The following is a 21,972-nucleotide window of genomic DNA, read 5'->3' as shown; positions in this document are numbered from 1 at the left end:
GTCAGGGTGGAACGGGTGCGGTACGGGTGGTGCGTACCGGGTGGGGGAGGCCGTGCCGTCAGCCCGTGAGGGCAGTGCCCGCGAGCGTCAGCCCTTGGACGTCAGCCCTTGAGCGCGCCGCCCAGTGCGAATCCGCCGCCGAGCTTGCGCGCCAGCAGCAGGTAGAGCACCACGACGGGGATCGAGTAGATGATCGAGAACGCCGACAGCTGTCCGTACTGCGTCTGGTCGTGCGCGCTGAGGAAGTTGAAGACGCTGACCGAGGCGGGCAGCTTCGACGGGTCGAGCAGCAGGATGAAGGGGACGAAGAAGTTGCCCCACATCCCGATGAAGGTGAAGATCGTCACCACGGTCACGCCCGGCCACATCAGCGGCAGGACGACGCGCCACAGCACCTGCATGGAGCCGGCGCCGTCGATGCGGGCGGCCTCCTCCAGCACGATCGGCACCCCGTCCATGAAGTTCTTCATCAGCCAGATGCCGAACGGGAGGGAGGACGCGGCCAGGAAGAGCGTCGTACCGGCCATCGAGTCGATCAGGTTGACCTGCACGAACATGCTGTAGACGGGGATCATGACCGCCGTGATCGGCAGGCCCGTCGAGAACAGGATCGTGTAGAGGAACGGCTTGCGCAGCCGCGAGCGGTAGCGCGAGAGCGGGTAGGCCGCCAGGATCGACAGCACCACGCACAGGAACGTCGCGCCGCCGCACAGGATCAGCCCGTTCAGCATCGGCCGGAACGTCGTGTCGACGTTGAGGATCTTGCCGAAGTTGTCGAGCGTGAACGGATCGGGCAGCGAGAGCTTGAAGCTGGCGTGCGCGTTGACGGAGGCCAGCAGCATCCACAGCAGCGGCACGATGTACAGCACCGAGACCAGCAGCAGTACGGCGTTGACGGCCAGCTTGCTCGACCGGATGCGGCCGGAGCGTGAACCGCGCGCGGCCGGTGCGCCCTTGGCGCTCTTCGCGCCCTTGGTGGCGGTCGGGGCGGTGGCGGGTGGGGTGGTGGTCGCTGCCATCAGTCCTCCTCCAGTTTCAGCAGCCGGATGTAGACGGTGGAGAACACGGCGCCCACCAGCAGCAGCACCAGCGCGATGGCCGTGCCGTAGCCGATCAGGCTGTTCTGGAAGGCCTGCTGGTACATGAAGATCGGCAGGGTCTGGCTCTTGTTGCCCGGGCCGCCCCGGGTCATGGTGTAGATCAGCCCGAAGACCGAGAGGGTCTGGAGCGTGACCAGCATCAGGTTGGTCATGATGGAGCGCCTGATGACCGGCAGGGTGACGCGCCACAGCCGCTGCCAGGGCCCGGCGCCGTCCATCTCGGCCGCCTCGATCAGCTCCTGCGGCACGTCGTTGAGCGCGGCCGAGTAGACCATCATCGAGAACGCCGTACCGCGCCAGATGTTGGCGAAACAGGCCGCCAGGATCGGCAGCGTGTAGAGCCAGTTCTGCTGCGGCAGATGCAGCGTGTCCAGAATCGCGTTGAGCGAGCCCTGCTGGAAGAAGAACGCGTACATCAGATAGCCGGCGACGACCTCGGGGAGCACCCAGGCCGCGATGACCACCGCGTTGGTGATCGCCTTGACCGGCTTGGACGCCTTCTCCATCAGGACGGCCAGCGCCAGCCCGAGGGTGTTCTGCCCGATGATGGCCGACCCGACGACGAAGACCAGCGTGAGCCAGACCGCGTTGAGGAAGTCGGGGTCGCCGAACGCCCGGGTGAAGTTGTCGAAGCCGACGAAGTCGGTGGTCGACGAGCCCGTCAACTGCATGTTCGTGAACGCGTAGTAGACGCAGTACCCGATGGGCCCGGCCAGGAAGACCGCGAGCAGCACGGCGGAGGGCAGCAGCGGCATGCCCCGCAACAGGCCCTGGACGGCCGGGGATACGGTACGGCGGCGAGGCCCGCCGGCCCCGGCGGGACCGGCGGACCGGCGGCCGGAGCCGCCCGTACCGCTGGTGCCGCCGGAACCGGCCGGGCCGCCGGGCGACGTGGTGTCGCCGTCGAGCGTGGTGACGGTGTTTGACACTAGGAGCCCTTGACCGTGTTGTCGGCGCCGACAGCCGTCTTGACATCGTTGTCGAATGTCGAAGCGGCCTTGTCCACGCTCGCCTGACCGGTGGTCACCGACTCCATGGCCTTCTGGATGGCGGTGGAGACCTGCGTGTAGGCGGGCAGCGCGGGACGGTAGTGGGTGTCGGCGACGAGTTCGGTGAAGAACTTGTTGGTGGGCAGCGCCTTGAGGTACGTCGGGTCGGTCGCCACGTCCTTGCGGACGGCGATCGTCGCGTTGTCGGCGTTCCACTTGGCGGAGGCGTCCTTCGTCTCCAGGAACTGGATGAACTTGAACGCGAGGTCCGGGTTGCCGGCCTTGGCGGGAACCGACCAGGCCCAGCCGCCGGACATGCTCACCTTGCCGGGAGCCTGCCCGCTCTGGGTCGGCATGGCGGCGGTGGCCATGGTGGACTCCCACTCGGCCCACGGTTTGCTGCCGTTGCGGATCCAGTTGTTGGGCATCCAGGAGCCGTCGATGTCCATGGCGAGCTTGCCGGCCGGGATCATCTCCGTACCGACGGCGGCGCCGATGTTCGCGCCGAGCGCCTGCTCGACCGGCGGGCCGAGCTTCTCGCTGTAGACGGTCCTGATGAACTGGAGCGCGTCCTTGAAGCCCTGGCTGCCGACGACCCACTTCTTCTGGTCGCTGTCGTACAGCGAGTTGCCGCCGGCCTTCGTGCCGTAGAGCAGCATCTCGAAGCCCTGCATGGTGGACTGCTCGCCGCCCGCGGTGCCCGTGTAGATGTTGAACGGGGTGATCGAGGGGTCGGCGGCCTTGATCTTCTTGGCGGCGGCGAGGACATCGGCCCAGGTCTTGGGCTGCCACGGCACGGCGATACCGGCCTTGGCGAAGATCTTCTTGTTGTACCAGATACCGCGGGTGTCCGTGTTGTCCGGAACGCCGTACGTCTTGCCGTCGGTGCCGGACTTCACGGCCGCCTTGGAGGCGTCGGCGAACTGCGACCAGTCCGACCACTTCGCGATGTAGTCGTCGAGGGGCTTGAGGTAGCCGCTGGCGATGTCGGAGTTGATCGTCGCGGTGTCCTCGTAGACCAGGTCGGGAGCGGTCGAGGGGGACCGCATCATCAGCTGGAGCTTGGTGTAGTAGTCGTTCGAGGAGGCGGTGACCGGTACGAGCTGCACCTTGGTGCCCGGGTTGTCCTTCTCGAACTGCTTGACCATGGGGGCCAGGAAGTTCGCCTGGACCTTGTTGCTGTTGTTCAGCTGCTGCTGATAGACGACCTTGATCGTCTTGCTCGAGCTGCCGGAGGAGGACCCTCCACAGGCTGTCGCCGTGATGGCGAGCGCGGCCGTGACGCTGACGGCGGCGAGAAGTCTGGTACGCACAGAAGATCCTCCGACGAAGAACCCGATCGAAGCCCGAAAAGATAGGCAATCGACCAATCCGTTCAAAACGGATACCGTTGCCTATCCGGGCGCTTTTGCCCTGGCCTGCTGACCGAAAGCTAAATCCAATGGATGGATTAAGTCAACGCTTCCGGAATGTAAACTTCCGTCACAATTCCGGATCGTCGGCTGCGGCAGCGCCTGAGATCCTTGAGCCCGCGCCGGTGGCACCCGCCTCCGGACAGGGTGAAGGAGGGAACGCGAAGTGACTCGGAGCGGGACCAATCTCCCGCGCGTGGGGGACTACAACCAGGCGGTCGTCCTGGACGCCATCCGCACCAGAGGCCCGGTGAGCCGCGTCGAACTGGCTCCGCTCACCGGACTGACCGCACAGACCGTCTCCAACGTGGTCCGCCGGCTGCTCGACGCCGGTCTCGTGTCCGAATCCGGCCACGCCCCCTCCAGCGGCGGCAAGCGCCGGACGCTGCTCTCCCCGCGCGCCGACGGCGCCTACGCCGTGGGCATCCATCTGGACCCCGAGTCGGCCGTGGTCGTCGTGGTCGACCTGGTCGGCGAGGTGCTGACCGGCAGACGCGTCCGGCTCACCGACCCGCGCGACCCGGAGAGCGTGGTCGAACAGTCGGTACGGGCGGCCCGCCGCCTCACCGCCCGCGCCGCGATCGACCAGGACCGGCTGCTCGGCACCGGCATCGCCGCCCCCGGCCCGCTGGACGGCCGCGCCGGCGCGGTGATCGCACCGCCCAACCTGCCCGGCTGGGAGTACGTCCCCCTGCTGGAGATGTTCGGCAAGGCCACCGGCATGCCCGTGGCGATGGACAACGACGCCACGGCCGCCGCGATAGGCGAACGCTGGATCGGCGGCAAGCGCCGGGCCGGCAGCTTCTTCTTCATCTACATGGGCACCGGCATCGGCGCCGGAGTCGTCCTCAACAACACCGTCCTGCACGGCGATTCGGGCAACGCCGGCGAGTTCGGCCATATGGCCGTCGAGCCCGGCGACCGCGTCTGCCACTGCGGCAGCACCGGCTGCCTCGGCCCGTACGTCAACCCCGCCGCGATCATCGACGACCTGCTGACCCTGCACGGCCCGGCCGCCGCCGAGGCGCTCGGCCTCACCGGCGCCCCCGGCGACCTGCACCGCGACTGGAAGCTGCTGCGCCGCGCCGCCCGCGACGGCGACCCGGCCGCGGCCGACGTCGTACGGCGGGCGGCCCGCCGGCTGGGCCAGGCGACCCGGGGCGCGGTCAGCCTGCTCGACGTGGGGTCCGTGGTGCTCGGCGGGGAGGGGCTGCGCGGGATCGAGCCCATCCTCTCCGAGGAGATCGACGCCGCCGTCAACTGCACCTCCGTCGGCCGCGGCACCCGCGACATCACCATCGAGCGGAGTGTGATCGGCGACACAGTGGGCGCGGTGGGCGCCGCCTCACTCATCCTGCACGGAAATTACGCGCCGGGCTGGGGGATGCTGGTCGACTGAGACGGCTAGGCCTGCCCGGCCGGGGGCGGGCGGGGCCGTCGTCCGGGCCCGGACTTGGTCGCGGTCGCCGTCGCACGCGGCCGGGCCGCCATCAGAGGCCCAGTGAGCAGCCGCTTACAGCTTTCGGACCATGACCGCGTACAGCGGGGAATCGGCGGAGGGCTTCGCCTCGCCTTCCTTGCTGTAGTGCCAGCGCTCGTACAGGGCCTGGACCCCGGGATGCCCGGTGTCCACCAGAAGGCTCACCATGTCGGCCGACACCGACGCGAGCAGCGCGTCGTGGATGCGCCGCGCCCGTCCAGTGCCGCGCCACGTGGGTATCACCATCAGCTCGGACAGGGCGAACACGGAGCCCCTGAGGCCGGGGGGACGCCGGTGCCCCTTCCACCATCCACCCGGCCTGAGCTTCGAGCCGTAGGCATACCCGACTGGGCGACCCTCCTCCCAGCCCGAGACACACTGCCAGTCCGCCCGCGACGACCAGAGATCAACGAAGTAGGAGAAGCGCTCGCGCGAGTGGAACGGATCCGGATCGTCGGCGTACGCCTCGTCATGGACGTCCAGCAGCAGAGACCGTACATCGCGCGCGTCAGCGTGCGTGTGGCGCCTCAGATCCATCGGCCGGACTCCTCAATCCACTCGGTGACCGCAGGGGCCTTCGATCCCGAGGCTACGAGCACCCTGCGCGTCGCGGCCAATGTGTTGGCCGTGCGCCGCGATCCGGAGGACGGAGGCAGCATCGAGTACGCCTGCCGGCCGGTTGCGCAGGCAAGCTCCATATCGTCCTGCTTGGCCTGGGACAGGGCCAAGTGAGCGGTATACAGGGCTCGGTTGCGGACCCTCATTTCAGGAATGGCCGCGAGGGTGCGGTGCAGGCAGTATTCGGCACGCCCGTGATCCCCGAGTGCCGTCCATACGAACGAGGACAGAGCGTCGACCTCACTGTTGTCATAGAACCCAACCCACTCCGGGCGCTGTTGGTCGGCAGCGCGGGCAAAAGCCCGCTCCGCGTCCGCGAGGGCGCGCAGAGCTTCGGAGCGACGACGTAACTGCGCCAGTCCGTTGGCGCTGCGCATGTGCCCGAGAGAGGCGTACAGCGGGTCTCGCCGGGCGATCGGCGAGCGCTTCAGGACTTCCGCGCCGGCGACGGCTTCAGCATGATTCTCCCGCTGGCTGGATGCCAGAGTCATGTGGTCCCAGACGTGATACATCGCCTCACTGTCCCGGGACAGACCGGCGAAGGTCAGTGCCTGGCCGAGATGCGCCCGTGCCCGCAGCGGAGCGCTTGCGTCGATCGAGGCGAAGGCCGCCGAGCTGGTGACCTCCGCAGCAAGCCTGTAGAGCATGTCCTGTACGCGAGTTGTCGCACAGGAAGCCGCTAGAGCGGACTGGATTCGAGAGGCCAGCTCCACCGCCAGGCTCTCTACCTCCCGAGTGCCCCGTCCCGCTTGGTCGCGCCGGAGGACGGAGACGTAGTCCTGATGGAAGCGGCGGACATCATTGACACCGAGACGGATGCCCGGTCCTCCATAGTCGCCGGCGTCCGAGGTTCCAACGGCCAGTACTGAACCGCTCGCCGCGGCGAGCAACGTACGGCGGCGCACAGCGTCTGTCTCCGGGGACCCGCTGCTTTTCCTGCGAGGCACGAAGCCCAGATCCTCGGCAGGGGCGGAGAGAACCCGTTCCAGGCAGAGCCTGATGCGATCCTGCGGCCACCTTGTCTCGCCGCGTAACCATCGGCGCACATCCGAGTCAGTGACATTGCCCGGCTTCGCCGTGAGGATCTCGATCTCCATATTGACCTGATGTGCTAACTCGGCCTGACTGAAGCCGCGTTCCGCAATTCGGTCCGCAAGCTTCCGGTTCACCTGAGGCATGCACCCACGCTAGCCATGAGCGGCTCAGGGAACACGAGCGAAGGTAAAAATCACCGGTCCGTGCGGTGGCGGACCCAACCGTTTCATCTGTCCCGGATACCTCGTCCGCCGTTTGAATAAGCATCGCCCGACACCGGGCAGATCAGTAGGTCTCACACAACGAAGGAGCACGAAATGACCGCCAATCAGGTCCTCGACCGCCCGTTCGGGCTGACCAAGGCCGTCCCGGTACGCCCCGACGCGGGCGTCTGGCCGGCCCTGGATCTCTGCCCGGAGCGGCAGATCAGCGTGGCCGTGGACGGTGGCGAGCCGTTCATCCACGCCCCCTCGATGGCGTCGAAGTTCGAGACGACGGCGCAGACCACGGAGGACAGCCAGCTGGACGAGGAGACCACCAACGACAAGGACTGACTCACTCACGCACTGACCGACCGGCTGAGCGACGGAGGAACTGATCGATGACTGTCCTGGTGCTGACCCGTCCCAAGGATTCAACCGCCGACCTGGTGATCGCGGAACTCAACGAGCGGTCGGTGCCGGTTCACCGGCTCGACCCGGGAGACTTCCCCGGGCACCTGGGGATGACGGCTCGTATCGGCCCGAAGCGCAGCGTCTGGGCGGGCGTGTTACGTGGTGAGCACCGGGACCTGGACCTCAGGCAGGTCCGTTCCGTCTACTACCGACGTCCGTCGGAAGCCGGTTCCTGCCCCCATCTGTCGGAGCAGGACGCGCAGTGGGCAGCCGCCGAGGCCCGGGCCGGACTCGGCGGCTTGCTCGCGGCGCTGGAGTGCACCTGGCTGAACCATCCACGGCGGAACGCCGCCGCAGGTGCCAAGCCTGTCGCCCTCGCGACGGGGGCCCAGTGCGGCCTGAGTATCCCCGAGACACTGATCACCAACGACCCGGACGAAGCCCGCGCCTTCATCGGGATCCTGCCCGGCCGCGTCGCCGCGTACAAAGCCCTCGGCGGGCAGGGGCCCAGCGGCGTCAACGGCGAGCCGTACGCCCTGTGGACCACCCAGGTGCGCACCGCGGAGATCACGGACGCTGTCCGCCTCACCGCCCACCAGTTCCAGGAGTGGATCCCGAAGGCGTACGACGTCCGCCTGACGGTCGTGGCCCACAAGATGTTCGCGGCCAAGATCCATACCTCGTCGGAGGCCGCACGCGTCGACATCCGTGCGGACTACGGCAGCCACACCTACGAGCCCTGCGACGTGCCCCGCGCGGTCGCCTCGGGCGTTCGCAAGCTGATGGACGTCTTCGGACTCCATTACGCCGCCCTGGACTTCCTCGTTGGTAAGGGCGGGGAGTGGCACCTCATCGACGTGAATCCGAACGGACAGTGGGCGTTCGTCCCGGAGTTGCGCGCTCCCATCACCCACGCACTCGCCGACTTACTGGAAGGCGCCCAATGACACTCACCGCACCGTCCGCCGAGGATCTGCGCCGCATGATGACGGACCGGCTCACCGCCGCGGGGGCCCTGCGCTCCGCGCGTTGGATTGACGCCTTCGCCGGCGTCCCCCGGCACGTGTTCGTGCCCACGTTCACCGTACGGGCGCAGGGCGGCCTGCACCGTTACGACCGGGAAGACCCCAGGTGGCTCGCCGCGGCCTATCGGGACACGTCGCTGCTGACGCAGTTCGACGCGGCCGGCGTCGCCACCAGTTCCTCCACCCGCCCCTCCCTCATGGCCACGATGCTCGAAGCCCTGGATGTGGTGGACGGTAACCACGTCCTGGAGATCGGTGTCGGTACGGGATACAACGCCGCACTCCTGGCCCACCGCCTCGGCAGCGAGCGCGTCGTGTCGCTGGATGTCGACCCCGGCCTGGTGAGCGCGGCGCGGAACCGGCTCGGGAAGGCCGGCTACCTCCCCGCGCTGATCGCCGGGGACGGCATGGCCGGCTGCGCTGAACACTCCCCGTACGACCGGCTGTTGGCCACATGCGGCGTCGGCCGCATCCCGGACGCGTGGCGGGAGCAGGTCCGTCCGGGCGGCGTCATCGTTGCCAATGTGGGCTACGGAATCGCACGCCTGACGGTTGACTCCGACCACCGCGCCGAGGGACGGTTCCTCCCCGGACTGGCGGCCTTCATGGGCGCCCGTCCGGACACGGACGGCGTCAGTGCCACGGCTCAGGAGCACGCGAGCGCGGTCCTCTCCGCCACGGGCGAGTCGCGGGCGATCTCGCTGCCCGTGGATCTTGGAGCCGATATGGCTCAGTTCCTGTCGTCCCTCGTGCATCCCACTGTCAGAACCGTCGTTCTCAGGAACGACGGCGGACAGGAGACGCGCTGTCTCCGGGAGCCCGGCACGTCGTCCTGGGCCCGCATTACCCCGCTGGATGTCCGGACGGCACGTCTTGAGCACGGTGGGCCGCGTGATCTCTGGGCCGAGCGCCGCTCGCTTCTCCTGCACTGGGTGAGCGCGGGCCGCCCGGGCGCCGGGCGGTACGGCCTGTCGGTCGACCGGGACGGGACACACCGCCTCTGGCTCGACGAACCCGCGAACGACGTGGTCGTGCTTCCCGAGCTCTGACGGCGGACCCGGCCCGGCCGCTCGACCCGTAGGGCCGCGCGCCGCGCGCCGCGCGCCGCGCCCTCGCGTACCGCGACCGCGGTACGCGGCCGGGTGTCCGTACGCCTCAAGGATGCCGACGAGTTCCGACCGGGGGCCGGACGGGTGGCCCCCGGGGCCGTTTAGGGTTCAAGGATGGAGACCCCAATCCCCCGCCGGTCCCGGCCGCGCGCACGATGGGCGGCGGGCCTCGCCGCGCTCGCCGTGCTCGTCGGAGCCGGCACCTGGACCGCCGCCGCCTCGGACCGTGCGCCCACCGTGCACCGCGAGGACCAGGTGATGCGGATGCCGGGTGCCCGGATCGACACCTCGTACTTCACCGCGGGCGGCAGCGGACGCCGGCCCGCCGTGCTGATCGGGCACGGATTCGGCGGCAGCAAGGACGACGTACGGGCCCAGGCCGAGAAGCTCGCCCGCGACGGCTACGCCGTGCTGACCTGGTCCGCCCGCGGCTTCGGCAAGTCCACCGGCGAGATCGGGCTCAACGACCCCGAGCACGAGGTCAAGGACGTCTCCCGGCTCATCGACTGGCTCGCGGAACGGCCCGAAGTGCAGCTCGACGCCAAGGGCGACCCCCGGGTCGGGGTCACGGGAGCCTCGTACGGCGGGGCGGTCTCGCTGCTCGCCGCCGGGTACGACAAGCGCGTCGACGCGATCGCCCCCGAGATCACGTACTGGAACCTGGCCGACGCGCTCTTCCCCAACGGCGTCTTCAAGAAGCTCTGGGCCGGGATCTTCTTCTCCACCGGCGGCGGCTGCGACACCTTCGAGCCCGAACTCTGCTCCATGTACCAGCGCGTCGCCGTCTCCGGCACCCCCGACCCCGCCGCCCGCGAGCTGCTCGCGGAGCGCAGCCCGTCCGCCGTGGCCGACCGGATCGACGTCCCCGCGCTGATCGTCCAGGGCCAGACGGACTCGCTCTTCCCGCTCGGCCAGGCCGACGCCATGGCCAAGGCGATCAAGGCCAACGGCGCCCCCGTCGACGTCGACTGGATCTCCGGCGGACACGACGGCGGCGACACGGAGAGCGACCGGGTCCAGAACCGGGTCGCCTCCTGGTTCGACCGCTACCTCAAGGACGACAAGAGCGCGGACACCGGACCCGCCTTCCGGGTCAGCCGCACCGGAGGCGTCGACTCCACCGACGGCCGCGCCCAGCTCAGGGGCGCGAGCAGCGACCGCTACCCCGGCCTGGAGAACGGCACCACCGCCATCACCCTCAGCGGCGGCACCAAGACCTTCGACAACCCGGCCGGCGCCACCCCGCCCGCGATCTCCGCCGTCCCCGGCATCGGCGGCGGCCTCTCCCAGCTCTCCTCGCTCGGCGTCGGCCTCTCCCTCGACTTCCCCGGCCAGAACGCCGGCTTCGACTCCGCGCCCGTCACCGACGCGCTGCGGATCACCGGCTCACCGACCATCCGCGCCACCGTCGCCTCCAGCACCGGCGACGCCGTGCTCTTCGCCAAGGTGTACGACGTCGGGCCCGACGGTACGCAGCAGGTACTGCCCTCGCAGCTCGTCGCGCCCGTCCGGGTCGAGAACGCCGCGAAGGGCAAGGCCGTCGAGCTGACCCTGCCCGCCGTGGACCACCGGATCGAGCCCGGCCACCGGCTGCGCCTCGTCCTCGCCGCCACCGACCTCGGCTACGCCTCACCGGCCGCCCCCGCCACGTACCGCGTCACCCTCGACGGCCCGCTGAACGTCCCGACCGTGCCCGCGCTCACCACCGCCGCCACCGCGCTGCCCGCGTGGGTCTGGGGGCTGCCTGCCGCCGGCGCGCTGATCGCGGCCGTCCTGCTGCTCACCGCCCGGCGGCGCACCGGCACCCCGGCGCCGGACCCCGCGCTCGCCGACGTACCCCTGCGGATCGAGGGGCTGACGAAGCGGTACGCCAAGTCCGCCGACCGGTACGCCGTACGGGACCTCTCCTTCGAGGTCGGCAAGGGCCAGGTGCTCGGGCTGCTCGGCCCCAACGGCGCAGGGAAGACCACCACCCTGCGGATGCTGATGGGCCTGATCACCCCCGACGCCGGCGAGATCCGGGTCTTCGGGCAGGCGATCAGGCCAGGCGCGCCGGTGCTCTCCCGGGTCGGCGCGTTCGTCGAGGGCGCCGGCTTCCTGCCGCATCTGTCGGGACGGGCCAACCTGGAGCTGTACTGGGCGGCCACCGGACGTCCCGCCGAGGACTCCCACCTCGACGAGGCGCTGGAGATCGCCGGGCTCGGCGACGCGCTCGCACGCGCCGTCCGCACGTACTCGCAGGGCATGCGGCAGCGGCTCGCCATCGCCCAGGCGATGCTCGGCCTGCCGGACCTGCTGATCCTCGACGAACCGACCAACGGACTCGACCCGCCCCAGATCCGCGAGATGCGCGACGTCATGATCCGGTACGCGGAGGCCGGCCGCACGGTCATCGTCTCCAGCCATCTCCTCTCCGAGGTCGAGCAGTCCTGCACGCACCTGGTGGTCATGCACCGGGGCCAGCTCATCCAGGCGGGACCGGTCGCGGAGATCACCGGATCCGGCGACACCCTGCTCATCACCACCGCCGAGGACGTACCGGAGCCGGTGATCGAGAAGATCGCCGCGCTGCCCGGCATCGGCTCGGCCGAGCGCGCGGCGGCCGGCGCCGGTCCCGGGCTGCTCGTACGGCTCGACGGCGCGAGCACCGCCACCCTGGTCACCGAGCTGCTGCGGCTGGACGTCCCGCTGACCGGCGTCGGACCGCACCGCCGCCTGGAGGACGCGTTCCTCACCCTGATCTCCGGAGGCTCCGCATGAGCGCGCTGATCGAAACGGCCCCCGGCTACCGGGCGCGGGGCACCCTGCCGTTCCGCGTCGAGGCGCTGCGGCAGCTGCGCCGCCGGCGGACGCTGGCCATGGGCATCATGCTGGCGGCCCTGCCCTTCGTGCTGATCGTGGCGTTCGCCATCGGCGGCACCCCGGACGGCGGACGCAACGGCCGGGTGACCCTGATGGACACCGCGACGGCCTCCGGCGCCAACTTCGCCGCCACGGCCCTCTTCGTCTCGGCCGGCTTCCTGCTGGTGGTGCCCGTCGCGCTGTTCTGCGGGGACACGGTGGCCTCCGAGGCGAGCTGGTCCTCGCTGCGCTATCTCCTCGCCGCGCCGGTGCCCCGGGGCCGGCTGCTGTGGAGCAAGCTGACGGTCGCGCTCGCGATGAGCGCGGCGGCGATGGTGCTGCTGCCGCTGGTCGCGCTGGCGGCGGGCACGGTGGCGTACGGCTGGGGACCGCTGGAGCTGCCGACGGGCGGCTCCCTGGCCGCCGCCGACACCGTGCCCCGGCTGGCGCTGATCGTCACGTACATCTTCGTCTCCCAACTCGTCACCGCCGGGCTGGCGTTCTGGCTGTCGACCAAGACAGACGCCCCGCTGGGCGCGGTTGGCGGGGCGGTCGGGCTGACGATCATCGGCAATGTGCTGGACGCGGTGACGGCGCTCGGCTCCTGGCGCGAATTCCTCCCCGCGCACTGGCAGTTCGCATGGGCGGACGCGCTCCAGCCGCAGCTGGAGTGGGGCGGCATGCTGAAGGGCTCGGCGGTCTCGGTGACCTTCGCCGTGGTGCTGTTCGCGCTGGCCTTCCGTGGCTTCGCGCGCAAGGACATCGTGTCGTAACGCTGCACGGCCGGACCGCGCTTCTCAGATCCAGCCCCGACGAGCCGCTTCCGCACCCGCGCGGAAGCGGCTCGTCGTGCCGAGGGCGGCCATCAGCTCGCCCACCCGGCGGCTGTACGTACGGTTGGACATGCCGAGCCGGGTCGCCGCCGCGTCGTCGGTGAGCCCGGCCAACAGGGCCTCAAGCACCGGCCGTAACGCGCCCGGCAGCACCCCCGGGACGGGGGAGCGGGCGCTCGGCAGCTCCTCGCCCGTCTCCCACCAGGTCTCGTGCGTACGTGCCAGGGCCTGCACGACCACCGGATCGCGGATCAGCAGCAGACCGTGGTAGTGGAGCTGGAGATCGAGGGGGACGGCGGCCACCGAGCGGTCCACCAGGATCATCTTGAACGGGATGGACTCGGTCTGCCGCGCCCGGCCCGGCAGGTGCCGGGGGAGCGGATACGCCAGCCCCGCCAGTCCGTGCCGGGGGACGATCCGGCGCACGCCGACCGCCGGGGAGCGCCGCCGGCGCCGCACCCCCGTAGGCTGCCCGCCCGCCGGGCTCTCCTGGCCCGCCCGGCTCTCCTGGCCCGCCGGGCCGTGCGCCGTCCAGTCGTACTCCCGGTCGCCCGCCGCGGCCACGCACGCGGCGGCGAAGTCGAGGAACTCGTCGGGGAGGCACTGCCCGAGACAGCTGCCGGGGTCGTCGAAGATCAGCAGTTCACGGCGGGCGGAGCGGACCAGCGCGGTCAGGGTCGACGTCACCTCCCGTACGCCCTGGATCGGCCGGCCCGGCGGGTGGGGCGGGGCGTCCGCCGCGTCCTCCCGCGCTCCGCCCGCCTGCCCGCCCACCGACAGCGTCGCCCTGTTGAGTACGGAACCCGACACGTCCGTCACGGCCGACCACCCCCCGCCATCCCCTTGGAGCCGCACGCAACTCAATGTACGCACATCATTGCTCACCGTGACAAGTGCAGTTCAGGGGTTTCATGGATTCGGCATGAGGACGGTGTCGATCACATAGAGCGTGCCGTTGGCCACCTTGATGTTGCCGCAGAGGATGTTCGCGGTGCCGTTCACCGTGAACGCCGAGCCGGAGCCCGAGGTGGTGAGGTCGCCGCCCTCGCGGGTCCTGAAGGTGCCGTTCGGGAGCTGGTCGGGGAAGATCCGCCGGCCGTCCACCACGTGGTACGTGAGCACCTTGGCGAGGAGCGCCTTGTCGTTGAGCAGCCTGGTGAGTTCGGCCTTCGGGAGCTTCGCGAACGCCTTGTCGGTCGGCGCGAAGACGGTGAGCCGCGTGGCGGAGTTGAGCGAGTCCGTCAGGCCCGCCTTCCTGACCGCGGCGACCAGCGCCGAGAGTTCCGGGGTGCGCGCCGCCGCCGCGGCCACCGGTTCCTCGGCGGTGTCCGGTACGGAGGCGCAGCCCGGGCCGAATGGCGCGGTGACGCCGGGGGACGCGCTCGGCGACGTACTCGGCGACGTACTCGGGGACGCACTCGGCGACGTCGATGGGCTCGGTGCCGGAGTCGGAGCCGCCGCGAGGGTGGCGGGGAGCGCCACCGCGACGGCGGCGGCCACGAGCGTGCCGCGGATACGTGTGGTGCGGGTGGGGCGTGTGGTGCGAGTGGGCTTCATCATGCGCTGTTCCTCTTCCTGTGGGAGGAGGGGCCTTTTCTGGTCAAGCCACCGCATAAAGGTTAGCCAGGGGGAGGTGCTTCGGGCATCCGGGGGCGTTATGTTGCGGAGCGCGCCACTCCGTGCCTCACGCCACCGCTGCTCCGTGCCTCACACCGCCGCCACTCCGTGTCTCACGCCGCCCCTTCGCCGTAACAGAGCTCGCTCGCCAGCAGCGCCGCCCCCACGACCCCCGCCCGCGGCCCGAGTTCCGACATCACGATCGGGAGGTTGCCGGTCGCCAGCGGCAGCGACCGCTTGTAGACCACGCTCCGGATCTCCGAGAGCAGGACGAACCCCAGCCCCGCCAGCCCGCCGCCGATCACGATCATCGACGGGTTCATGAAGCTGACCAGGGTGGCGAGCACCTGCCCCACCCGGTGGCCGCCGTTGCGGATGAGCGCGATCGAGGCCGTGTCCCCGCCGGTGGCGCACTCGGCGACGTCCTCGGCGGTCAGCACCCCCCGCTCCGCCAGCCGGACGGCCAGCGCGGGCGACTCCCCGGAGCGGGCGGCGGCCGTGGCGTCCCGCGCCAGCGCGGCCCCGCCGAAGTACGCCTCCAGGCAGCCGGTGTTGCCGCAGGTGCAGAGCGGTCCCTCGGACTCGACCTGGATATGGCCGATGTCGCCCGCGCAGCCCTCCGCGCCCCGGTAGATACGGCCGTGGTGCTGCATCCCCGAGCCGATCCCGCTGCCGATCTTGACGAAGAGCAGATGCTCGACGGTCCGGGCGACGCCGCTGTGCCGCTCGCCGAGGGCCATCACGTTGACGTCGTTGTCAACGACCACCGGGCAGCCGTGCTCCCGCGCGAGGGTGTCCCGTACCGGATAGCGGTTCCAGCCGACCATGATGGGCGGCGATACGGGCACCCCGTCGCGGAAGCTCACCGGCCCCGGCAGCCCGATGCCGATCGCGTCCAGCCGGGTGCAGTGGCCCTGCGCGGCCAGTTTGTGGAGGATCTCGCTGACCCGGCCCAGTACGGCGACCGGGCCCGAGCGGATGTCGGCGGCCTCGGAGTAGGACGCCACCGGCTCCAGGCCGCCGTCGGTGATCTCGATGTCCAGCGAGCTGGCGCCGAGGTCGACGGCGGCGAACCGCAGCCCGGGATCCAGCTGTACGAGCGTGGAGCGGCGTCCGCCGCGCGAGGCGGCCGGACCCGCCTCCAGGACCTTGCCGGCGGCGACCATCCGGTCGAGCTCGGCCAGCAGCCGGGGGCGCGGGATCTCCAGCCGGTCCGACAACTGTGCGCGGGAGAGCGGGCCGTTGTCCCGCAGGAGGCTCAGGACGCGGTACGGAACGCTCTCGGGCTCACGCACGGGCTCACTCACGGGGCTCACTCCTCGCTCCTGGAACGCCCGCTCGGTGACAGGCCCTTATGGTGCGACCGTACGCAACTTTCGTTCTCTCTTGCAAAAGTCTGGCGGTGAAAGTCCGGTAAGCGCTGTCCCAGCCACCACAGTGGCCGGGACAGCGCCTACTCACCGGTACAGATCAGGACAGCGCCGCCTTCACGGCCCGGGCGTCGCGCGCCAGCGCGCCGCCCGCAGTCCGGTCGGGCACCAGCGCCGGGTCGCCCGCGTACTCGGCGAACGAGTCCAGCACCGCCCTGGCCTGACTGGTCCTGCCGGCCTCGGCGTGTGCCTGTGCCTGGCCGAGCCGTACGGTCAGCCGCTGGAGCCCCTGTGCCGACACCAGCCCGTCCGCGCGCAGCTTCGGCAGCAGCGCTTCGAGGTCGTCGAAGGAGGCGCGGGTGGTGAACCGTACGGTCTTCACCGTGGTGTTCCCCGCCCGGTCCTTGGCGGTGACCGTGAGGTCATGACCGCCCAGCGGCAGCTTCCACAGCTCCAGGGCCTGCCCGGAGGTGATCGCCGCCCCGTCCAGGGTGACGCTCGCGGTGGCGCCCCCGGAGACCGCGTCGGTGGCCGTGACCACCGGCGTGAGCCGCTTCGAGTCGCCGTACGTGGCGTCCGCGTCGACCCCGGTGACCGTCACGGCGGGGCCGCTCTTGTCGATCCGTACGGTCAGCGTCCCCGCCTCGGAGACATTGCCGCCGCTGTCCGTCGCCCGGTAGAGGACCGTGGTGGCGCCCTCCGTGGACAGGGTGACGGCGGAGGTGGCCGACAGCCAGGTCGTACCGCCGTTGACCGAGTACTGACGGCTCGCGACCGTACCGTTGTCGGTCGCCGTGACGCTCAGCGACACATTGCCGGTGTACCAGCCGTTGTCGCCGTTGGGCCGCGGCGGGTTGAGCGTGGCCGTCACCTTCGGCGGCGTCTTGTCCGCGACGCCCGGACCCTGGAAGGTCAGGGAGTCGAGCTCGACCCCGCCGGAGGACGTCACGAACACCTCGCCGCTGCCCGAAGGCGCCTTGTCCAGCGCGGTGGTGACGGTCTGCCAGCCGTTCCCGGCCGGTACGGAGACGGTGGCGAACGGCTCGGCGTCCGCCGCGTTCCAGCGCAGCGCCAGTGTGCCGGCGCCGCTCGCGCGGGTCTTCACCCCGGTGATGCCGCTGAACGAGACCGGGTCGTACGCGATCCAGTCCCCGGCGTCGAAGGACGTCAGCTTCCGCTGCCCGGACGCCGTGGTGTCGTCGGTGACCGTCACCCCGTGCGCCGAGTCGTAGTGCTCGCCCTCCATGACGGCCGGGTTCAGCACCACCTGGGCGTCACCGGTGGCCGGCGGCACCCCGTTCGCGCCCTTGTCGGTGTACGCGATACCGAGGACCCCGAAGACCTTCTCCGTCTCGCCGTGTCCCGCGTCCGACGGGGTCACGACGGCGCCCGTGCAGCCGGTCCCGCTGTTGACCGGGTGGCCGTGCTCGTTGTGCCCGAGCCCGAAGGTCCAGGCGACCTTGGCGCAGTCGACGTTCTTGCCGTCCTCGACATCCTCGATGTCGACGCCGTACGCGACCGCGTCACCCCAGTTGAAGAACCCGCCGTCCGGCGGTGAGGTGATCTCCACGACCGGCGCCGTGTTGCCCACCGTGATCTGCCGGCTCGACAGTCCCGTCTTGCCCTGCGGGTCGGTGACCTTCAGGCGCGCCTGGAACTGGCCGTTGTCCGGGTAGGTACGGGTGACGCGCGGACCGGTCGCGTCGAAGGTGCCGTCCCCGTCCAGATCCCACTGATAGGTGAGTTCGCCGCCCTCGGGGTCGGAGGACCCCGTCGCGTCGAACGACACCGTCAGCGGCGCCTGTCCGGAGGTCACATCCGCCTTGATCAGCGCGGTGGGCGCCTTGTTGCCCTCCGCGTAGTCGATCCGGTAGAGGCCCGCGTCCGGGTTCTGCCGGAAGAAGCCGTCGCCGTAGTCGAGTACGTAGAGCGCGCCGTCGGGCCCGAACTCCAGGTCCATCGGGTTGTCCCAGGGCGGGATGCCGTTCTGGGAGCGCTCGCTGTTGGGGAGGAAGTTCTCCAGCTTGGAGACCGGCCCGTCGGGGCCTTCGAGCGTGAAGGCGGCCACGTAGTCCTGCGAGAACTCGCCGAAGAACGCCTTCTTGTCCCAGTACGCGGGGAACTTGCCCGGCGACGGGTTGTCGGCGTCGTAGTGGTAGACCGGCCCCGCCATCGGCGCCTGGCCGCCGGGTCCGCCGGGACCGCGGAAGGCGGTCAGCTCGGGCCACGGCTGGTCGGTGTCGCGGTCGCCGTACCAGAGGGTGGCCGGGGTGGACGGCGGCAGGACGCTCAGCCCGGTGTTCCAGCGCGAGTCGTTGACGGGCGCGGCGCAGTCGAAGGCGGGCCCGGGGGTGAGCGTCGCGAAGTCGAAGTCCCGGTAGGGGTGGCTGTTGTCGCCCGCGCAGTACGGCCAGCCGCCGTTGATGGGCTTCGTGGTGGTCTGCCACTCCACGTACCCCATGGGGCCGCGGTTCGGGTCGGCCGTGCCCGCGTCGGGTCCGTAGTCCCCCCACATGACCGCGCCGGTCTCCCGGTCGACGGTCATCCGGAACGGGTTGCGCAGCCCCATCACGAAGATCTCGGGCCGAGTCTTCGCCGTACCGGGCGCGAAGAGGTTGCCCTCAGGGACGGTGTAGCTGCCGTCCTCCTTGACGTTGATCCGGAGGATCTTGCCGCGCAGGTCGTTGGTGTTGCCCGAGCCGCGCCGCTCGTCGAGGCCCGGGTTGTAGGTGGGCGCGTCGTTGATCGGCGTGTAGCCGTTGACGTTGGGGCCCGAGGCGGGTGTGTTGCCGCCGGTGGAGAGGTACAGGTTCCCGTCGGCGTCGAAGTCGACGTCACCGGCGACGTGGCAGCACTGGCCGCGGTTGGCGTCGATCCGGATGATCTCCTGCTTCGTGGACAGGTCCAGCTTGTCGCCGGTCCACTTGAAGCGGGCGAGCAGGTCGTACCCCTCCCAGCGCTTCCAGTACGCGTCGGTCTCGCCGGCGGGCAGCTGGAGCGGGGCGGAGCCCGCCGGGGTGTCGAGCTTCGGCGAGTAGTAGAGATAGACCCACTGGTTGGTCTCGAAGTCCGGGTCCAGGGTGACGGTCTGGAGCCCGTTCTCCGAGTTCGCGTACACGTCGATCGTGTTGACGACCTTCGTGACGCCGCTGCCCGGGTCGGTCAGCCGCAGATCGCCGTTGCGCGCGGTGTGCAGCACCCGGCTGTCGGGGAGTACGGCGAGGTCGATGGGCTCACCGGTGTCCTTGGTGAGGGTGACCTTCTCGTAGTTCGCCCAGTCCAGGGCGTGTTCATGGTTCTCGTGGGCCTGTGCGACGGGGGCGAGCGCGGTCAGGCCGAGGGCGGGCAGCGCGGTGAGCAGAACACCGGCCACCAGCCGTCTGAGTCTGCTTCTCACGGATGGATTCACGTTCACGTTCATGTCCACGGAATGCGGCTCCTTCGTCGCGCGGTCAGGCCAGCAGGGTCTTCAGCGCTCCGTAGCTGCGCTCGGCGGCACCGAGCGAACCCGGCGGGTTGGGCAGCGCGTTGGGCGCGGTGTCCTGCTCCCAGATGCCGATGTGCTCCACGCGCGGGCCGATGTCCCGGATGAACCGCTCGTACGGCAGGTTGCCGGCGCCGAACTCGACGATGTCGTAGCCGTTCGAGTTCGCCGGGTTGCTCGCGCCGTTCTTCATGTGGAACAGCGGGTAGCGGTACGGCTGGTTGCGTACGTACGTGGCCGGTTCGAAGCCGGGGTAGAGGTGCTTGCCGACGAACGCCCAGTACACGTCCAGTTCGAGATAGACGTGGCGCGGGTCGGTGTTCTTGAGGAAGACGTCGTAGAGCCGTACGGACGGCTGGTCCGTGGCGAACGCGAACTCGCCCGCGTGGTTGTGCTGGTAGAGCTTGAGTCCGCGCGCGGTGGCCGCCGCGCCCCAGACGTTGAACTCGTCGGCGGCGGCGCGGTAGCCCGCGACCGTGTTGACGTTGGACGGCGCGTTGGCGGTGCCGACGTGCGGCATGCCGAGGATCTGGGCGGCGTCCAGCTCCGCCTGGAGGTTGGTGCGCAGATTGTTGATGCCGACATGGCTGCCGACGGCGCGCAGCCCGTTGTCGTCGAGGAGCTTCTTGATCTCGGGGAGGGTGATCTGCCGGCCCAGGATGGAGGTGCTCTGGGTGTAGCCGGCGAACTCGATCTCCCGGTAGCCGATCCGGGCCAGCTCGGGCAGGACGACGCCGAAGCCGAGGGCGCTGACCTTGTCGCGGATGCTGTAGAGCTGGATGCCGAGGCGGTCCTTGGGGATGGGCACGCCGGTGGCGGCGGAGGCGGAGGTGGCGGCGGCGACTCCGGTGACGGAGGCGGCGGCGAGCGCCACGGTCGTGCCGGCGGTGGCGCGGAGGAAGTCCCTGCGGTCGAAGGACTTGTGCAGATGGCCCACGATCACTCCTGAGGAATGCGGTGCGAGGAAGTACGGGGGTGGTGGGGGAGGCGGCCCGGAGACGGGCGTGAGGGTGAGGCGGTGCGGCGGGGCCGGTGTGACGGCGCGAAGGGCCGCGGGCACGGGGTGCGCGTCTCTCCCGGCGGTGTGGGGCGGGGAGAGGGCAAGGCGTGCCGGAAGGGCATCAGTGCGGGAGGAGCACTGACAGAGCCGGGACTCGGCTGAACGTGCTGTCCGTCGCGCCCGGACTCGGTTGAGCCTGGACTCGGTTGATTCTGGACTCAGTTGAGCTTGGACTTGCCCGCGGCGCGCGCGTCGGCACGGGCCTCGGCAGTGCGCTTGTCGGCCTTGGCCGTCAGCTTGGCCGCGTTGTCGCGCGCGGCGGTCTTGGTGGTACGGGGCTGTCCCGCGATGGAGAACTTGGAGGCGGACGCGGCCGTGTTGGTCGTCGTGCCGCGCACCCGGGCGAGGTCGCCGACCTTCAGCGTGGGTGTGTTGCCGGTGGCGGTGAGGTTGCCGCGGACGATGGTGTTGTCCAGTACGGCGTTGGCGGTGTTGCCGGTGACCGTGAGGTCGCCGCCGAGGTACGTGGCGCCGAGGCAGGTGCCGAGCAGGCCGGTGCCACCGAGCTGGAGGGTGTCCGCGTTGTTCTTGTATACGGTGTTCCCCTGCACCTCGCTCTCGCACAGCACACCGCCGAGGGTGCTGTCGCTGACCGTGAGCGCGCCCTTGACGGTGGTGTCGTAGACGTCGGTGTACTGGGTCTTCTCCCCGGTGAGCGCCCCGCTGACGGTGCTTCCGGAGACGTACAGCTCGCCCGCCTCGGCCTTGACCGAGCTGCCGAGCGCCGAGTCGACCGCGTAGACGAAGCCCTGCTGGGTGAGGACGGCGCCCTTGACCGTGGAGTCCTCCAGGTGCGCGCCGAAGGCGGACTTGGCGGTGAGCGCGCCCTTGACGGTGGTGTCGGTGAGGTCGAGATAGGCGTTCGACGCGACCTCGACCGCGCCGTTGAACGTGGCGCCGGCGGCGACGAGGTCGGCGCCCGCCTCGACGGTGACGTTGCCCTTGACCTTGGTGCCGGTCAGGGTGCAGGACTTCCCGGCCGGGATGACCAGGTCGCCGCTGACGGTGACGGCACCGCCCTCACCCACGCAGACGGTGTAGAGCGCGGCCTGGGCGGACCCGGCGAGGGCGACGAGCCCTCCGGAGGCGACGAGGGTCGCCATGGACGTGGTGGCGATGAAGGTACGGATCTTCATAACGCTTCCCTTCCTGCTGCGGTCACGACCGCGTGGGATACGCGGCCGTCGGTCCGGATGAAATCGCGCAACGCCTGGAACGGGCAGGGGTGGAGACCGCCCGACCGTGGGGGGAGACGTACAAAGACGTGTCTGTTGTGTCCGGCGTGCTCGGTGTCCGGTGTGTGCCTGTAGGTGTTACCGCGCCGAAACACTGTCCTGGTTGGCCGAGACACTAGGGGGCCGCGTGGGGGCTGTCCAGAGGTTCGG

General features: G+C 70.2%; 17 protein-coding genes. 6 read left to right on the top strand and 11 right to left on the bottom strand.

The genetic code is table 11. The features are described from left to right. Positions 1–101: 101 nt before the first annotated feature. From AB0389_RS07475 to AB0389_RS07465, 3 genes are all read right to left on the bottom strand, one after another. Complete coding sequence (locus AB0389_RS07475; RefSeq protein ID WP_366394370.1) at positions 102–1,019, bottom strand: carbohydrate ABC transporter permease; 918 nt, start codon at positions 1,017–1,019, stop codon at positions 102–104. Further along, the gene (locus AB0389_RS07470; protein WP_366394507.1) at positions 1,019–1,855 is read right to left on the bottom strand and encodes a sugar ABC transporter permease; all 837 of its coding nucleotides are present in this window, start codon (positions 1,853–1,855) and stop codon (positions 1,019–1,021) included. Before AB0389_RS07470 ends, AB0389_RS07475 begins: the two co-directional genes overlap by 1 nt. Positions 1,856–2,028: 173 nt before the next feature. Then, positions 2,029–3,402 carry an extracellular solute-binding protein gene (locus tag AB0389_RS07465; RefSeq protein WP_366394369.1) on the bottom strand — a complete coding sequence of 458 codons (1,374 nt, stop codon included), beginning with the start codon at positions 3,400–3,402 and terminating at the stop codon, positions 2,029–2,031. Between the two features lie 265 nt (positions 3,403–3,667). Between AB0389_RS07465 and AB0389_RS07460 the strand changes: the two genes are divergently transcribed. Beyond that, entirely contained in the window at positions 3,668–4,900 is a 1,233-nt protein-coding gene (locus AB0389_RS07460; protein ID WP_366394368.1) for an ROK family transcriptional regulator, read from the top strand. A gap of 114 nt (positions 4,901–5,014) precedes the next feature. Here the strand turns inward: AB0389_RS07460 and AB0389_RS07455 are convergent, their stop codons facing one another. Next, positions 5,015–5,518, bottom strand: coding sequence for a GNAT family N-acetyltransferase (locus AB0389_RS07455; protein WP_366394367.1), 504 nt, complete (start codon positions 5,516–5,518; stop codon positions 5,015–5,017). Next, the gene (locus AB0389_RS07450; protein ID WP_366394366.1) at positions 5,509–6,777 is read right to left on the bottom strand and encodes an XRE family transcriptional regulator; all 1,269 of its coding nucleotides are present in this window, start codon (positions 6,775–6,777) and stop codon (positions 5,509–5,511) included. Before AB0389_RS07450 ends, AB0389_RS07455 begins: the two co-directional genes overlap by 10 nt. Positions 6,778–6,951: 174 nt before the next feature. On the opposite strand from AB0389_RS07450, the gene tgmA reads away from it, so the two are divergent. From tgmA to AB0389_RS07425, 5 genes are all read left to right on the top strand, one after another. Further along, positions 6,952–7,188 carry a putative ATP-grasp-modified RiPP gene (tgmA, locus tag AB0389_RS07445; protein WP_366394365.1) on the top strand — a complete coding sequence of 79 codons (237 nt, stop codon included), beginning with the start codon at positions 6,952–6,954 and terminating at the stop codon, positions 7,186–7,188. Positions 7,189–7,235: 47 nt separating this feature from the next. Next, positions 7,236–8,195, top strand: a complete 960-nt coding sequence (tgmB, locus tag AB0389_RS07440) for an ATP-grasp ribosomal peptide maturase (RefSeq protein WP_366394364.1) — start codon at positions 7,236–7,238, stop codon at positions 8,193–8,195. Then, entirely contained in the window at positions 8,192–9,322 is a 1,131-nt protein-coding gene (locus AB0389_RS07435; protein WP_366394363.1) for a methyltransferase domain-containing protein, read from the top strand. The genes tgmB and AB0389_RS07435 overlap by 4 nt, the downstream gene beginning before the upstream one ends. Positions 9,323–9,496: 174 nt before the next feature. Next, positions 9,497–12,142 (top strand): alpha/beta fold hydrolase, encoded by a 2,646-nt coding sequence (locus AB0389_RS07430; protein ID WP_366394362.1) that lies wholly within the window; start codon positions 9,497–9,499, stop codon positions 12,140–12,142. Continuing rightward, the gene (locus AB0389_RS07425; protein ID WP_366394361.1) at positions 12,139–12,996 is read left to right on the top strand and encodes an ABC transporter permease; all 858 of its coding nucleotides are present in this window, start codon (positions 12,139–12,141) and stop codon (positions 12,994–12,996) included. Before AB0389_RS07430 ends, AB0389_RS07425 begins: the two co-directional genes overlap by 4 nt. 24 nt (positions 12,997–13,020) lie before the next feature. Here AB0389_RS07425 and AB0389_RS07420 read toward each other — a convergent pair whose 3' ends face one another. The 6 genes from AB0389_RS07420 to AB0389_RS07395 all read right to left on the bottom strand — a co-directional run bounded on the left by AB0389_RS07420 (position 13,021) and on the right by AB0389_RS07395 (position 21,723). Then, the gene (locus tag AB0389_RS07420) at positions 13,021–13,875 is read right to left on the bottom strand and encodes a DNA-binding response regulator (protein ID WP_366394360.1); all 855 of its coding nucleotides are present in this window, start codon (positions 13,873–13,875) and stop codon (positions 13,021–13,023) included. A gap of 90 nt (positions 13,876–13,965) precedes the next feature. Then, on the bottom strand, positions 13,966–14,613 hold the full coding sequence (locus tag AB0389_RS07415; RefSeq protein WP_366394506.1) for a fasciclin domain-containing protein: 648 nt from the start codon (positions 14,611–14,613) through the stop codon (positions 13,966–13,968). 173 nt (positions 14,614–14,786) lie between these two features. After that, positions 14,787–15,980 (bottom strand): ROK family transcriptional regulator, encoded by a 1,194-nt coding sequence (locus AB0389_RS07410; RefSeq protein ID WP_366394359.1) that lies wholly within the window; start codon positions 15,978–15,980, stop codon positions 14,787–14,789. Positions 15,981–16,143: 163 nt separating this feature from the next. Beyond that, positions 16,144–19,440 (bottom strand): PQQ-dependent sugar dehydrogenase, encoded by a 3,297-nt coding sequence (locus tag AB0389_RS07405; RefSeq protein WP_366394358.1) that lies wholly within the window; start codon positions 19,438–19,440, stop codon positions 16,144–16,146. A gap of 55 nt (positions 19,441–19,495) precedes the next feature. Then, the gene (locus AB0389_RS07400) at positions 19,496–20,464 is read right to left on the bottom strand and encodes a TIM barrel protein (protein WP_366394357.1); all 969 of its coding nucleotides are present in this window, start codon (positions 20,462–20,464) and stop codon (positions 19,496–19,498) included. A gap of 281 nt (positions 20,465–20,745) precedes the next feature. Further along, positions 20,746–21,723: a hypothetical protein gene (locus AB0389_RS07395; RefSeq protein WP_366394356.1), complete on the bottom strand. Its 978-nt coding sequence runs from the start codon at positions 21,721–21,723 to the stop codon at positions 20,746–20,748. Positions 21,724–21,972 lie beyond the last annotated feature (249 nt).

It is taken from the genome of Streptomyces sp. NPDC093109, assembly GCF_040701725.1.
GTDB lineage: Bacteria > Actinomycetota > Actinomycetes > Streptomycetales > Streptomycetaceae > Streptomyces.
Note: the sequence above shows the minus strand (reverse complement) of the source record. Positions and strands in the feature narration are given on the sequence as shown.

What these genes read in the sequence shown, in the direction of transcription:
- AB0389_RS07470 (WP_366394507.1), bottom strand. Translation starts at nt 1,855, where the DNA reads ATGCCGCTGCTGCCCTCCGCCGTGCTGCTCGCGGTCTTCCTGGCCGGG.
- AB0389_RS07475 (WP_366394370.1), bottom strand. Translation starts at nt 1,019, where the DNA reads ATGGCAGCGACCACCACCCCACCCGCCACCGCCCCGACCGCCACCAAG.
- tgmB (WP_366394364.1), top strand. Translation starts at nt 7,236, where the DNA reads ATGACTGTCCTGGTGCTGACCCGTCCCAAGGATTCAACCGCCGACCTG.
- AB0389_RS07455 (WP_366394367.1), bottom strand. Translation starts at nt 5,518, where the DNA reads ATGGATCTGAGGCGCCACACGCACGCTGACGCGCGCGATGTACGGTCT.
- AB0389_RS07415 (WP_366394506.1), bottom strand. Translation starts at nt 14,613, where the DNA reads ATGAAGCCCACTCGCACCACACGCCCCACCCGCACCACACGTATCCGC.
- AB0389_RS07425 (WP_366394361.1), top strand. Translation starts at nt 12,139, where the DNA reads ATGAGCGCGCTGATCGAAACGGCCCCCGGCTACCGGGCGCGGGGCACC.
- AB0389_RS07450 (WP_366394366.1), bottom strand. Translation starts at nt 6,777, where the DNA reads ATGCCTCAGGTGAACCGGAAGCTTGCGGACCGAATTGCGGAACGCGGC.
- AB0389_RS07430 (WP_366394362.1), top strand. Translation starts at nt 9,497, where the DNA reads ATGGAGACCCCAATCCCCCGCCGGTCCCGGCCGCGCGCACGATGGGCG.
- tgmA (WP_366394365.1), top strand. Translation starts at nt 6,952, where the DNA reads ATGACCGCCAATCAGGTCCTCGACCGCCCGTTCGGGCTGACCAAGGCC.
- AB0389_RS07435 (WP_366394363.1), top strand. Translation starts at nt 8,192, where the DNA reads ATGACACTCACCGCACCGTCCGCCGAGGATCTGCGCCGCATGATGACG.
- AB0389_RS07395 (WP_366394356.1), bottom strand. Translation starts at nt 21,723, where the DNA reads ATGAAGATCCGTACCTTCATCGCCACCACGTCCATGGCGACCCTCGTC.